11 protein-coding genes are annotated in these 13,198 nt (G+C 68.5%); 4 read left to right on the top strand and 7 right to left on the bottom strand.

Going from position 1 to position 13,198, the window contains the following annotated elements; genetic code table 11:
• Nucleotides 1–92 precede the first annotated feature (92 nt).
• On the top strand, nucleotides 93–1,235 hold the full coding sequence (locus tag BJY17_RS13820; protein WP_179551866.1) for a glycoside hydrolase family 172 protein: 1,143 nt from the start codon (nucleotides 93–95) through the stop codon (nucleotides 1,233–1,235).
• Between the two features lie 61 nt (nucleotides 1,236–1,296).
• Here the strand turns inward: BJY17_RS13820 and BJY17_RS13815 are convergent, their stop codons facing one another.
• Complete coding sequence (locus BJY17_RS13815; protein WP_179551865.1) at nucleotides 1,297–1,686, bottom strand: VOC family protein; 390 nt, start codon at nucleotides 1,684–1,686, stop codon at nucleotides 1,297–1,299.
• 86 nt (nucleotides 1,687–1,772) lie between these two features.
• On the opposite strand from BJY17_RS13815, the gene BJY17_RS13810 reads away from it, so the two are divergent.
• Entirely contained in the window at nucleotides 1,773–2,495 is a 723-nt protein-coding gene (locus tag BJY17_RS13810; RefSeq protein WP_179551864.1) for a TetR/AcrR family transcriptional regulator, read from the top strand.
• 99 nt (nucleotides 2,496–2,594) lie between these two features.
• Here BJY17_RS13810 and BJY17_RS13805 read toward each other — a convergent pair whose 3' ends face one another.
• From BJY17_RS13805 to BJY17_RS13785, 5 genes are all read right to left on the bottom strand, one after another.
• Nucleotides 2,595–4,637 carry a DUF4185 domain-containing protein gene (locus BJY17_RS13805; RefSeq protein ID WP_179551863.1) on the bottom strand — a complete coding sequence of 681 codons (2,043 nt, stop codon included), beginning with the start codon at nucleotides 4,635–4,637 and terminating at the stop codon, nucleotides 2,595–2,597.
• Between the two features lie 41 nt (nucleotides 4,638–4,678).
• Nucleotides 4,679–5,500, bottom strand: coding sequence for a carbohydrate ABC transporter permease (locus tag BJY17_RS13800; protein WP_179551862.1), 822 nt, complete (start codon nucleotides 5,498–5,500; stop codon nucleotides 4,679–4,681).
• Nucleotides 5,501–5,510: 10 nt separating this feature from the next.
• Entirely contained in the window at nucleotides 5,511–6,506 is a 996-nt protein-coding gene (locus tag BJY17_RS13795) for a carbohydrate ABC transporter permease (protein WP_246303737.1), read from the bottom strand.
• Between the two features lie 77 nt (nucleotides 6,507–6,583).
• On the bottom strand, nucleotides 6,584–7,915 hold the full coding sequence (locus tag BJY17_RS13790) for an ABC transporter substrate-binding protein (protein ID WP_179551861.1): 1,332 nt from the start codon (nucleotides 7,913–7,915) through the stop codon (nucleotides 6,584–6,586).
• A gap of 187 nt (nucleotides 7,916–8,102) precedes the next feature.
• Nucleotides 8,103–9,269: a DUF4185 domain-containing protein gene (locus BJY17_RS13785; RefSeq protein ID WP_179551860.1), complete on the bottom strand. Its 1,167-nt coding sequence runs from the start codon at nucleotides 9,267–9,269 to the stop codon at nucleotides 8,103–8,105.
• Between the two features lie 118 nt (nucleotides 9,270–9,387).
• Here BJY17_RS13785 and BJY17_RS13780 point away from each other — a divergent pair, with 118 nt between their 5' ends.
• Entirely contained in the window at nucleotides 9,388–9,885 is a 498-nt protein-coding gene (locus BJY17_RS13780) for a MarR family winged helix-turn-helix transcriptional regulator (protein WP_179551859.1), read from the top strand.
• A gap of 5 nt (nucleotides 9,886–9,890) precedes the next feature.
• Nucleotides 9,891–11,399 carry an MFS transporter gene (locus BJY17_RS13775; RefSeq protein ID WP_179551858.1) on the top strand — a complete coding sequence of 503 codons (1,509 nt, stop codon included), beginning with the start codon at nucleotides 9,891–9,893 and terminating at the stop codon, nucleotides 11,397–11,399.
• Nucleotides 11,400–11,808: 409 nt separating this feature from the next.
• Here the strand turns inward: BJY17_RS13775 and gdhA are convergent, their stop codons facing one another.
• On the bottom strand, nucleotides 11,809–13,167 hold the full coding sequence (gene gdhA, locus BJY17_RS13770; RefSeq protein ID WP_179551857.1) for an NADP-specific glutamate dehydrogenase: 1,359 nt from the start codon (nucleotides 13,165–13,167) through the stop codon (nucleotides 11,809–11,811).
• Nucleotides 13,168–13,198 lie beyond the last annotated feature (31 nt).

The following is a 13,198-nucleotide window of genomic DNA, read 5'->3' as shown; positions in this document are numbered from 1 at the left end:
GCGTTGACATGCCGGTGAGGCAACCATACAGTGTTGAAATCGATTCCAGCAGCGTTGGCACGTGCCGCGCCGACACGAGGAAGTGGCCGATCGTGAACGCCCCACACCCGCACAGTCCCGATCTCTCGTCGATCTCGGCGCTGCGCCGACTGCAGACGCGCTCGATCTCGCCGGAGAACTTCGACGGGGCGGTCGGCGGCGGCGCTCGCGCGACCGAGGGCACCGGGGCATCCGCTGCCCGCGATCTCGGCCCCGGCTGGAAGATCTCGCCGAGCGTCGACATCAACGCCGGTGAGACCTTCGACCTCGCGACGATCGACGGCCCGGGCAGGATCACGCACATCTGGATCACGACCCACACCGACAACTGGCGCACGCTCGTGCTGCGCGCGTACTGGGACGGCGCGGAGGAGCCCGCGGTCGAGGTGCCGTACGGCGACTTCTTCTGCAACGGCTGGGGCGTGTTCGCACAGGTGAACTCGCAGACGATCGCCGCGAACCCGCACGGCGGCTTCAACTCGTACTGGCCGATGCCGTTCAAGCAGGGCGCACGCCTCACGATCGAGAACACCTCGGTCGTCGACGTGCGCGTCTACTACCAGGTGACCTACGAGATCGGCGGCGACTACTCGGCCGACGGCTACTTCCACGCGCAGTGGCGCCGATCGAACCCGCTCGAGGAGCTCGTGCCGCACACGATCCTCGAGGGCATCGAGGGGCAGGGTCAGTACGTCGGCACCTACCTCGCGTGGGGCGCGAACTCCAACGGCTGGTGGGGCGAGGGCGAGATCAAGTTCTACCTCGACGACGACACCGACCACCCCACGATCTGCGGCACCGGCACCGAGGACTACTTCGGCGGCGCCTGGAACTTCGACATCCCCGGCCAGGGCTACTCCGAGTTCTCGACCCCCTACCTCGGCATGCCGCAGGTGATCCGCCCCGACGGCCTCTACGTCAGCCAGCAGCGCTTCGGCATGTACCGCTGGCACCTGCTCGACCCGATCTTCTTCGCGACCGGCATCCCCAAGGTCGACATCCAGGCGCTCGGATGGCGCAGCGGATGGCGCTACCTCCCGCTCCGCGACGACATCGCCTCGACGGCGCTCTTCTACCTCGACCGCCCCACCGCCCGGCGCCCGAAGTCGCCGACCGCCGACGACATGGAGGTGCACTTGGGCACCGCGCCGGTGCCCGACATCGGCGCCATGCCGCCGCGCGCGCCGAAGGACTGAGCGGGGCGGGGTGGGCCCGCAGGCGAGGGAGCCGGCGCGAAGCACGCCACCCCCTCGCTGCTCAGGCGGGCTGGTCGACCCACTGCACGAGCTGCCAGATGAGCCCGTTCGGATCGGCGAACTGGCAGAAGCGCTCACCCCACGGCTCGGTCTCCGGAGGTGTCACGACTCGGGCGCCGGCCGCCTCGATGCGCGCGAACTCGCCGTCGAGGTCGTCGACGACGAAGACGAGCAACAGCCCCTGCCCCGCTGAGCCCGCGATCTCGCTCGGCTTGAAGGTGGACAGACCCGTGGCCAGGAAGATCAGGTTCGTGTTCGAGTCGGGATGCCGAAGCGAGACGAACCCGTCGGCCGCCATGGCCGCCTCGTAACCGAAGAAGGACTCGGCGAAGCCCGCCGAGGCGTCGACGTCGGCGACGTTCAGCGAGAGAGCGGTCTGGGTGATGTTCATCGAGTCTCCTGTCAGTAACCCTGTACGGCGTACAGCACACTATACAACGTACAATGTTGTGGAAGTATTCCGAGGAAGGCCCCGCGATGCCCAGACCCTTGGTCGACCTGTTGTGGCGCGACCGCCCGAGTTCGCCGGCGGGCGGCAGCCGTGGACCCAGGGCGCGCTACTCGACCGGCGACGTCGTCGCACGCGCGATCGCCCTCGCCGACGAGGGCGGCCTCACCGCCGTCACCGTGCGCGCGCTCGCGCAGTCGCTCGAGATGACGGCGATGTCGGTGTACACCCACGTCAACAGCCGCGACGACCTGCTCGTGCTGATGGCCGACCACGCGTACGCGCGCATGACACCGACACTGTTCGGGCGGGCGGCGTGGCGCACTCGGGTGCGCCGGGTCGCCGACGACAACCTCGCGCTCCTGCGCGCCCACCCGTGGTTGCTCGACGTCGACGACCCGCGCACTGCCCTCGGCCCCGGGACGATCGCGAAGTACGACCACGAGCTGCGCGCCTTCGACGGCACGTCGATCGACGACATCCATCGCGATGCGGCGCTGACGTTCGTGCTCGACTTCGTGCGGTCGTCGGCCTCGAGAATCGTGGCGCGGCCTGGAACCCGCGAGTTCGGCGAGCTCTGGGAGGAGTCGGTCGCAAGCCTGGCCGGCTACGTGGGCGACGACTTCGCACTCGCGCAACGGGTCGGTCGCGCGGCCGGGGAGGCGATGGGCGGCCCGCACGATGCCGAGAGGGCATGGGAGTACGGGCTGGACCGGGTCATCACCGGACTTGGCGACGCGATCGGCGGCTAGTAACCCGCCCGAACCCGCCTCCGAGACTTCGTTCTCATTCGACCGGCCGGCCGGGGCGCCCGCGGCCTCCGTCAGCCCTCCCCCTGCGAGCTCCCACCGTCAGGGGCGGCCGGGCTTGCCCGGCTTGTCGGGCTTGCCCGGCTTGTCGGGGAACTCGGGACGCGGCGGCCGAGGGTCGTAGTGCACCGCGGAGAGGCTGAGCTCGCAGCCCGCGCACGACGTCAGGATCGCCCGCTCCGCCTCGGCCGCCGTCGTGACGACGAGCTCCGAATCGCCGCGCGACGCATCGCGCCGCACGGTCGCGGCGAAGCCGAGGTCAAGCCGCTCGTCGGGTGCGATCTCGCCCGACCAGCGCAGCACCGAGCCGTCGAGCACCGCCTCGCCGATCGAGGAGCGCACCGACGCGGCGTCCAGCGACGCGTCGTCGATGAGGCCGGCGAGTTCGACCGCGAGGGTGACCGGCTCCGGCTTCGTGCTGTCGGTCGACGCCTGCACCGTGTACGTCACGACGTCGTCGCGCACCACCTCGGAGCCGGCGACCGGATCGGAGGAGGCCGTGACCGTCAGCCCCGGCAACTGCTCCTTCGCCTTCACGAGCGAGAGGTCGTCGGTCTGCACCCAGCGGTCGCCGTTCAGGTACGTGCCGACGAAGGCCTGCACCGACGTGCGATCGCCGCTGTGGAAGGTCACCGAGTACCGCGTGTACGCACCGACCGATTCGAAGGATGCCTCGGCGAGCGTCGATCCGCCGGCGCCGAGCTCGCGCACCCCGATCGAACCGGGAGCGGGAGCGCCACCGGTCACGACGAAGCCGGTGAAGGTGTACGTGGTGTTCGGTTCGACCGCGACATCCTGGTGGATGTCGATCCACCCGGCGTTGTGACGCATCCAGCCCTGCTTGCTGCCGCCGTGCGCCCACGCGTGGTTGACGTCGATGCCGCAGTTGCCGGTGCACGCCCACGGCGCCGGCATGGCGCCGTCGACGGCCCGCTCGAACCCGGGGTCCTCGATGAGGTTCGGGTTCACGACGGCACCGCTCTCGTCGATCTCGGCGCGCATCAGGTAGACGTTGTAGGGGTCCCACTGCGACAGCGCGAAGTACAGCTCGCCGTCCTCCGACCACGGATGCAGGTAGCCGCCGTACAGGCCCGGGTAGTCGGCGAAGCTCGCCAGCCGCTGCGTATCGCTCCACGGCCCCTCGGCCGAGGGCGCAGTGCGCAGCACCAGGTCGAGGTCCTCGTTCAGGTAGGTCATCAGCCAGCCGCCGGTGTGCTCGCTGTATCGCACCGAGAGCTCGGCGGCGTTCGGCGGCACGATCGGCGCCGCGGCGGTGTCGTCGCCCAGCACCCAGCTCGACCCGGTCCAGTACGAGTAGGCCGACTTGTCGAGCACGGATGCCTCGGGAACGCGTGCGACGTGCACCGCACCGAATCGCCCGTTGGGAGTGCCGAACATGTAGACGAAGCCGTCATGACGCTCGAACGCGACCATCTGGAACGGGTGCTGACCGTCGGCGGTGTTCGCCCACTCCGGTCCGTCGGTCGAGTTCCAGGTCTCGCCGTCGTCGTCGGAGTAGGCGATGCGGCTGAAGTTCGTGTCCCACGCGCCCGGCGCACCCCACTGGCGCACCGACATGAAGGCGAGGTACTGCCGATCGCCCACGGAGATGCCGGCCGTCGGGATCGTCGTCATCTCCTGGCCGTTGATCTTCAGCGACGGGATGATCTCGCCGGCGTGACCGGGGGCGTCCTCGACCGCCGAGTCGAACGTCATGCCGTCGGAGAGATCGGTGTCGCTGCTGCGCAGCAGCACGTTCGAGCGCCAGTCGCCGCCACCGCCGCCCGGCCCGTTCCAGTCGCCGAACGTGTCGCCGAACGCGGTGAGCACCTCGCCCGAGCCGTTGTCCCACATGATGCCGAGGTCGGTGCCCGTCACTGCCCACCGGGTGTCGGTGGCGCTCAGCGACTTCGGCCCCGTCGTCTTGCTGACGAGCACAGCTGGTGAATGGTCGGGGGACGGCTCGGCGACCGCGCGCTCCGCAGGAGCGAGCGGTGCCGCGGCTGCGCCGATCGGCGCGATCACGCCGATCACGAGCGCGCCGACGGCGGCGAGGATGGCGGAGGTCCTTCGTACGGGTTGCATCGGTGCATCTCCCTGTCGGTGGAGGTTCGCGAGGTTGCGGGCTACTTCATTCCGGCGAGCCGCACGCCATTGACGATGTATCGCTGGAAGATCAGCACGAGGAGGATCGTGGGCAGGGCTGCGAGCGTCGACCCGGCCATCAGGAGCCCCCACTCGTTCCCGCGTTCCGAGCGGAAGCCCGCGATGTACTGCATGATCTGCTGCAGGCCGGGATCCTGAATCGTCAGGATCGGCCAGACATAGGCATTCCAGTAGGCCAGGAACGAGCCGACCCCGACGACGACGAACACACCCTGCGACTGCGGAAGGAAGATCGACCAGAAGATGCGCCAGCGGCCGGCGCCGTCGATCAGGGCCGCTTCCTCGATGGCGAGCGGGGTGTTCAGGTAGAACTGCCGGATGAAGAACATCTGCACTGCCGAGGCGGCACCGGGGATGATCAGGACGGCGAGGGTGTTGAGCATGCCGAGGTTCGACACCACGACGTAGGAGGTCAGCAGGATCGCCATGCCGGGGATGAACATGGGCGTGATGCAGTAGACCCACCAGAATCGCTTTCCCCGGAAGTCGAGCCGGGCGAACGCGTACGCGGCGATCGAGTTCACGACGAGGCTGAGCAGTGTGAAGAGGAGTGCGCCGGCGAAGGTCAGCGCCATCGACTGGAGGAACGCGGGATCCTGCAGGATCGCGGCGTAGTTCTGCCACATCCAGACGTCGGGGAAGAACTGGAACGGAGTCCGCAACACCTCGTTCCGACCCTTGAATCCCGAGATGAGCATCCACGCGAGCGGGAGCGTGGTGCTGATGACGATGAGCGCAGCGAGTGAGTAGGTGGCGACGCGTCGCCCGAGAGAGGCCTTCATTTCGAGATTCCTATGCGTCGATCGCTTTGTCGGAGCGGATGAGGCGGAAGATCAGCATGCTGATGCCACCCAGGACGAAGAAGAGGATGAGCGCCGCCGTCAGCGAGAAGCTCGTGGCGTACGGGGTGGGGTCCTTGAACTGGTTGAAGATGAACAGGTTGGGGGTCATGGTCGAGTTCGTCGGACCGCCCTGCGTCATGATGAGCGGAAGCTCGAACTGCTGCATGCCCGCGATCGTCGCCGTGACCAGCAGGTAGAGCAATACGTTCTTCATGAGCGGGATCGTGATGAACCACGTGCGCTGGAAGAAGTTCGCGCCCTCCAGCTGGGCGGCCTCGTAGTAGCTCTGCGGAATGTCGTACATGCCCGCGAGCATGATGAGCGTCGTGATTCCGAAGGCGAGCCAGATGCCCGGCACTGAGATCGCGGGGAGGGCGAGCTCGGGGTCGGAGAGGAAGGCGAACGGGCCGAGCCCGACGAACCCGATCAGCCAGTTGATGAGGCCGCCGTCGGCGCGATACATGAAGACGAACACCACCGACGTGATCACCGCGGAGACCACGGTGGGCACGTAGACCGTCGTCTTCAGCAGTCCGGCGACCTTTCGACCGACCGTTCGGATGAAGCTCGCGACGAGGAACGCGATGATCATGATCGCGGGGACGGTGTACAGCACGTAGGTGGCGCCGATGCCGATGGAATGCCAGAAGTCGGGATCTTCGAGCACGTACCCGTAGAACTGCAGTCCGACGAACACCGGCTCCTCGTAGAAGCTGATCTCGAACGTCGACAGGTAGAACGAGTACAGCAGCGGCCACCAGACGAAGATGCCGAGCAGCACCACCATCGGCGCGATCATCACGTATGCGGTGCGGTTGTCCATCACGTGCGTACTCAGACGCCCGACTCCGCGTCGACGCTTCCGTGCCGGGGCCGTGGTCTCCGGCTCGAGGGCGACGCTCGCGGCGGTCGCGAGGCGGTTGGTGGACTGCGGCGACATGGTCATCGCTGTTCTCCTTCGGGTTCGGTCGGGACTGAACGTCGGGCGGGTGCCGCGTGGCAGCACCCGCCCCACGTGATGAATCAGTCGCTGCCGGTGCCGGCCAACTTCTGCTTCTTGATCACATCCTCGATCGCCGCCTGGGCTTCGCTCATCGCGGCGGGGATGTCACCGCCCCGCATGGCCTTCTCGAGGCTCGTCGCGAAGGCGAGGCTGACATCCCAGGGGTAGGACGGCTCGGCCTTGGCGTAGGGCACGATGTCCTCGGTGATCGTCGCGAGGAACGGGTTGTCGGCCGCCTCGGGAGTCGCCGCAAGCGCTTCGGTGACCGAAACGCGCGCCGGATACTTCGAGAAGCCGGTCGCCGTGAAGAAGTCGACGAGCCGATCCGTGTCGTCGGCGAGGAGCCACTGGACGAACTCCGCGGACTCGTCCTGCACCTTCGACTTGGCATCGACGGTGAGCGTCCATCCGCCGAGGGTCGACGTCGGCGCCGTGGGGTCGCCATCGGACGACGGGAAGGCGGCGACGGCCGTGTTCTCCCACACGCCGGCCCAGTCGGGGTTCGCCGAGAGCTGGCCGAGCGCCCATGATCCGCATGCGCTCATGGCCACTTTGCCTTCACCGAAGAACGAGCAGTCGGCGTACGGATACGTCGCCTCCTGCGGCATCAGCTTCTCGGCGTAGAGCGTCTGGTAGAACTTCGCGAGGTCCTCATAGGCGGGATCGTCGGCAGAGGCCTCCGACCAGTCGCCGCGCAGCGGGAAGTCGCCGGCCACGTTGTACTGGAGCCCCCAGCTCGACCAGCCGAGATCTGGAGCGGTCTGCCCGATGTTCATGCCGTAGACATCGCCCGTCGTGAGCGTTCGCGCGTCGTCCACGAGCTCGTCCCACGTCGTCGGCGGCGCGTCGATGCCGGCCGCCGCGAGCAGGTCGGTGCGATAGAACAGCACCGTCGACGGCTCGACGAGCAGCGGGTACGCGTAGACCTCATCGTCGACCGTGACGAACGGAGCGATGTTCTCGGCGATGTCGTCGAATGCGTCTGCGTCCATCAGTTCGCTGAGATCGGCGATCTGACCGCTGGCCTGCATGGGCTTGACGTTCCCGTAGCTCGTGGTCTTCACATCGGGCGCCTTGCCCGCGGCCTGGGCGGCCTTGAGCTTCTGGTCCCAGGTGTCGGCCGGGACCACCAGGAGTTCGACCTCGACCTCATCCTGGCTCTTGTTGAACTCGGCGACCTGCGCCTTGAACCAGTCCTGCTGGTAGTCCTCGAACTTCTGCTGCCAGAAGACGACCTTGGACTTACCGTCTTCGGTCGTGTTGCTGCTCGCAGGCGTGCAACCGGCGAGCATGACCCCGACCGCTGCGGCCGCGATGCCGGCGGTGGCGAGCCTGCTGATTCTCTTGTGCATTCGTCCCTCCTCAGGAACTCGACTCATCGGTGAGTCGTTGCTGTGGCCGGTCAGGGAGCCCGGTCCGGTTCGATCAGACCGGCGCGCCGCCGCTGCGGATCGCCTCTGATCTCGTCTCGGCGTCAGCGTACGCGAAATCGATTTCATGCGCAAGAGCTCACGATGTCGCGCACGAGGACGCCGCCGCTCACTCCGCGCGCTCGAGATCCACCGAGAACCAGAAGACGTTGTACGGGCCCCAGAGCGACAGCGTGAAGTAGACGCGCCTGCCGCCGTCGCCGACGTACCGCGGATTCATGTACGGCGAATAGAGGCCCGGATAGTCGCTCGCGGAGACCATCTCGATCGGCTCGCCCCACGGCCCCCACGGCGTGATGCCCTCGCGCATGTACGCGTTGCCGTCGTCGGAGTAGGTCATGAGCCACCGGCCGAGGTAGTCCGACCACATGACCGAGAGCTCGCCGATCGTGCCGTCGACGATCGTCGTCGCGGCCGCCATGTCGCTGCCCCACTCGGGGGCGCCGTCGGCGGTCGTGCCGGTGAAGTACGAGTACGCCGCGGCATCCTCGACCGCCTCGACCGCCGCCGGCACGCGCATGAGCTGCACTCCCCCGAATCGCCCGGACGGGATCGACCAGAAGTAGACGTAGTCGATGCCGTCCTCCTCGACGTTCGCGGTGGCCACCTGGATGAAGTTCGAGTCGCCCGGCCATCGCGGCCCATCGAGCGCCGTCCAGTTCGCGCCCTCATCGGTCGACTTCGCGAGCCCCGCGTAATTCGCGTCCCACGCCCCCGGCTCACCCCAGAACGCGACCGACATGTACGAGAGGTAGAGCGTGTCGCCGACGGCGAAGCCATACGTCGGGATCTTCGTCACCTCTCCGGCGCCGTCGTTCGCGTCGTGATCGCCCTCGACGAGCGCACTCGCCCAGCCGAGGTCGTCGGCGGGCGCCCAGCCGTCGAACGTCAGCCCGTCGCTCGGGTCGTCATCCGTCGTCCATGCGGAGACGTTCGAGCGCCAGTTGCCGCCCTGCCCGCCGTAGGCGTCGGGGGCGCGGTCGCCGAACGTGTCGCCGAAGAGCAGGAACGTCTTCTCGCCCAGGTTCACCATGGAGCCGAGGTCGGTGCCGGCGACGGCGGCAGCTTCCGTGTCGTTGATCGCGTCGGGCCCGGTGAGCCTCGCGATCTCGGTCAGGTTGCCCACCCCTTCGAGCACGAAGGGCTTGTCGGAGTTCGGGTCGACGCTCACCGGGCCGCCTCCCGCCCCGCCGCCGACGCAGGCGCTGCAGGCGAGAAGGACCGATGCCCCGAGCGCGAAACTCCACGGGAATCGACTGGTGGTGGCATGGCGCATGATCCTCCTCGATCGTCACCGACACGATACGGCGACGGGCAGGATTTTGAAACCGATTTCAGGATTTGATGCGATCGACCCAGGTAATTAGCAAGGCTAATTTGTTACACTAAGCAATATGACGGATGTCTCGCGCCCTGCCCCGGTCGAACGAGCCACCCCGAACGCACCCGGCCGCGCGCCATCCGCTCGTCGCCGAACCCTCGCCGAGCAGAGCACCGAACTGCGCATCGCGATCATGCGCCTCTCCCGCCGCCTCAGGCAGGAGCGCACCGAGACCGAGCTCAGCGGCTCGCAGTTCTCGACCCTCGGCTGGATCTCGACCGAGGGCCCGCTCACCATCGGCCGGCTCGCCGAGCTCGAGCGCGTCACCGCGCCGTCGATGAACCGCACGGTCAACTGCCTCGTCGACGCGGGCTACGCCGCCCGTACCGCGTCGCCCGACGACGGCCGCAAGGTCATCGTCTCCGCCACCGAGGCAGGCGAGACGATCGTGCTCGAGACCCGCCGCCGCCGTGACGCCTGGCTCGCCAAGCGCTTCGCCGCACTCACCCCCGCCGAACGCGAGACGCTCGCCGAGGCCACGACCATCCTCAGGAGGCTCACCGACCAGTGAGTGCAATGTTCAGATCCCTCGCCCACCGCAACTATCGAATCTGGTTCATCGGCGCCCTCGTCTCGAACGTCGGCGCCTGGATGCAGGCCACCGCCCAGAACTGGGTGGTGCTCACCGAACTCACCGACAACGACGCCTTCGCCGTCGGCATCACCATGGCGCTGCAGTTCGCACCGCAGCTGCTGCTCGTGCCGATCACCGGCCTCATCGCCGATCGCTTCGACCGCCGCAAGATCCTCATGGTCACGCAGACCCTGCTCATGCTGCTCGGACTCGCGCTCGGTCTCCTGCTCGTCTTCGGCCACGCCGAGCTCTGGCACCTCTACCTCTTCGCGCTCGCCCTGGGCCTCGTGAACGCCATCGACAACCCCGCGCGGCAGACCTTCGTCTCCGACCTCGTCTCGAACTCCGACATGTCGAACGCGGTCGCCCTGAACTCGGCGTCGTTCAACACCGCTCGCATGATCGGCCCCGCCGTCGCGGGCTTCCTCATCGTGCTGGTCGGATCGGGCTGGGTCTTCATCATCAACGCCTTCACCTTCCTCGCGGTGCTCGGCGCGCTCGCGATGCTGAAGGGTCGGCAGCTGAAGCGCTCCCCCCGCGCGCCCCGCGCCAAGGGCCAGTTCGTCGCCGGCTTCCGCTACGTGGCGGGCCGGCCAGACCTCGTCGTCGTCTTCGTCATGGTGTTCCTGATCGGCGCGTTCGGCATGAACTTCCCGATCTTCTCCTCGACGATGGCCGTCGAGTTCGGCCGCGGCGCCGGCGAGTACGGGCTGCTCTCGTCGATCCTCGCGATCGGCTCGTTGACCGGCGCGCTCCTCGCCGCGCGACGCGAGCGGGCGCGCATCCGGGTGGTCATCCTCGCCTGCGCGTTCCTCGGCTTCGCGACGCTCACCGCCGCGCTCATGCCGACGTACTGGACCTTCGCCGCCTCGACGATCCTCATCGGCCTCGGCGCGGTGACGATCCTCACGACGGCGAACGGCTACGTGCAGACCACGACCGAGCCCGAGCTGCGCGGCCGGGTGATGGCGCTGTACATGGCGATCCTCGCGGGCGGCACGCCCATCGGCGCCCCGATCGTCGGCGCCGTCGCCGACGGCATGGGTCCGCGCTGGGCGCTCGGGCTCGCGGCAGTCGCCGCGATGGTCGCGGCGCTCATCGGCCTCGGCTGGCTCGTCATGTCTCGGGGAATGCGGCTGGCGCGGCATCCGCGGTACGCATGGCGCCCGACGGTGCAGTTCTCGGATGCCCCGACCGCGGCGATCGCAGCCGTGACCACGCAGGCAGTGCCGACCCTGCAGGTCGACACCCTCGAACGCGAGCTCGAGCGGGAGCTCGGCCGGGATCGCGACGCCGAGCGCGAACGCGCGGCCAGGCGCGAACGCGGGTCGGAGCCTGAGCGCGAGCGCGAGCTCGTGCCACGCGTGCCGAACGACCGGCTCGTGCCCGCCGACTTCTCCGAAGAGGTGGCGCTCACCTCGCCGATCCGCCTGCCGAAGCCGCGCAGCTAGCCCCGATCCTGCCCCTCCCCGGGCGCCCAGGCCGGCCCCGTTCCCCGCTCGACCCAGCTCTCCGCTCGTCCCCGCTCCCCGCTCGACCCGCTCCCCGCTCGGCCCGCTCCCCGCTCGTCCCCCTCCCCGCTCGGCCCGCTCCCCGCTCGGCCCGCTCCCCGCTCGTCATCGAGATGACACAAGTCGTCGGCGCGAGTGATGCAGACCCGACAGCAGATGTCATCTCGATGGCAGAGGCGCGCCGGTAAGCGCAGGACACGTGACTGCGCACGGGCAGCATGGGAGGGGACGCGGGCGCGTGGAGGCGACGCGGGCGCGTGGAGGCGACGCGGACGCGACGCGACGCAACGCGACGCGACGGCGCAGCGCAGCGCGACTGCGCGACGCAAACGCGGCGCGGCGCGACGGGTCAGATGACGCCGAGGGCGAGCATCGCGTCGGCGACGCGCGTGAATCCGGCGATGTTCGCACCGACCACGTAGTCGCCCGGCACGCCGTACTCGTCGGCGGTCGCGGCGGTGCGCTCGTGGATGCCCGCCATGATCTCCGACAGGCGCTCCTCGGTGTGCTCGAAGCCCCACGAGTCGCGCGACGCGTTCTGCTGCATCTCGAGCGCCGAGGTCGCGACGCCGCCGGCGTTCGCCGCCTTGCCCGGACCGAAGAGCACGCCGGCCTCGCGCAGCACTCGCAGTGCGCCCGGCGTCGTGGGCATGTTCGCACCCTCGGCGACGGCGACGACGCCCGAGGCGACGAGCTTCACGGCCTGCGCCTCGGAGATCTCGTTCTGCGTCGCGCACGGGAGCGCGACGTCGATGCGATCGTCGCTCTCGATGTCCCAGACGGATGCCCCGGGCAGGAACCTGACCCGCCCGCCGCGCTCGTCGGCGTAGACCGAGATGCGCTCACGGCGCCGTTCCTTGATGTCGCGCAGCAGCGCGAGGTCGATGCCGTCGGGGTCGTGGATCGCGCCCGACGAGTCGGAGGCGCCGACGACGATGCCGCCGAGGGCGTGCACCTTCTCGATCGCGTAGACGGCGACGTTGCCCGAGCCCGAGACCAGTACGCGGGCTCCGTCGAACGAACGGCCCTTCGTCGCGAGCATGTGCTCGGTGAAGAACACGGCGCCGTAGCCGGTGGCCTCGGTGCGCACGAGCGAGCCGCCCCAGGTCACGCCCTTACCGGTGAGCACGCCCGACTCGTAGCGGTTGGTGATGCGCTTGTACTGGCCGAAGAGGTAGCCGATCTCGCGCGCACCGACGCCGATGTCGCCGGCAGGGACATCCGTGTACTCGCCGATGTGGCGGTAGGCCTCCGTCATGAACGACTGGCAGAAGCGCATGATCTCGCCGTCGGAGCGCCCCTTGGGGTCGAAGTCGCTGCCGCCCTTGCCGCCGCCGATGGGCATGCCGGTGAGCGCGTTCTTGAAGACCTGCTCGAATCCGAGGAACTTCACCGTGCCGAGCAGCACCGTCGGGTGGAAGCGCAGCCCGCCCTTGTACGGGCCGAGCGCCGAGTTGAACTGCACGCGGAAGCCGCGGTTGATGCGCACCTGGCCGGCGTCGTCGACCCACGGCACGCGGAAGATGATCTGCCGCTCGGGCTCGCAGATGCGCTCGAGGATCGACGCCTGCACGTACTGCGGGTTCTTGTCGAGCACCCGCCCGAGCGAATCGAACACCTCGCGCACGGCCTGGTGGAACTCCACCTCGCCGGGGTTGCGCCGCAGCGTGTCGGCGTAGATGTCTTCGATGGTGCTGCGGTTCGGCAACGCGCGCCCTTCTGTCGAACGGATGCCACGT

Source organism: Agromyces hippuratus (assembly GCF_013410355.1).
In the GTDB taxonomy this organism is placed as follows: Bacteria; Actinomycetota; Actinomycetes; order Actinomycetales; family Microbacteriaceae; genus Agromyces; species Agromyces hippuratus.
This window is presented reverse-complemented; position numbering and strand designations above follow the sequence as displayed.

Bases quoted from the DNA above. Each gene is read 5' to 3' on its own strand.
- BJY17_RS13815 (WP_179551865.1), bottom strand. From the start codon at position 1,686: ATGAACATCACCCAGACCGCTCTCTCGCTGAACGTCGCCGACGTCGAC.
- BJY17_RS13810 (WP_179551864.1), top strand. From the start codon at position 1,773: ATGCCCAGACCCTTGGTCGACCTGTTGTGGCGCGACCGCCCGAGTTCG.
- BJY17_RS13805 (WP_179551863.1), bottom strand. From the start codon at position 4,637: ATGCAACCCGTACGAAGGACCTCCGCCATCCTCGCCGCCGTCGGCGCG.
- BJY17_RS13800 (WP_179551862.1), bottom strand. From the start codon at position 5,500: ATGAAGGCCTCTCTCGGGCGACGCGTCGCCACCTACTCACTCGCTGCG.
- BJY17_RS13795 (WP_246303737.1), bottom strand. From the start codon at position 6,506: ATGACCATGTCGCCGCAGTCCACCAACCGCCTCGCGACCGCCGCGAGC.
- BJY17_RS13790 (WP_179551861.1), bottom strand. From the start codon at position 7,915: ATGCACAAGAGAATCAGCAGGCTCGCCACCGCCGGCATCGCGGCCGCA.
- BJY17_RS13785 (WP_179551860.1), bottom strand. From the start codon at position 9,269: ATGCGCCATGCCACCACCAGTCGATTCCCGTGGAGTTTCGCGCTCGGG.
- BJY17_RS13780 (WP_179551859.1), top strand. From the start codon at position 9,388: ATGACGGATGTCTCGCGCCCTGCCCCGGTCGAACGAGCCACCCCGAAC.
- BJY17_RS13775 (WP_179551858.1), top strand. From the start codon at position 9,891: ATGTTCAGATCCCTCGCCCACCGCAACTATCGAATCTGGTTCATCGGC.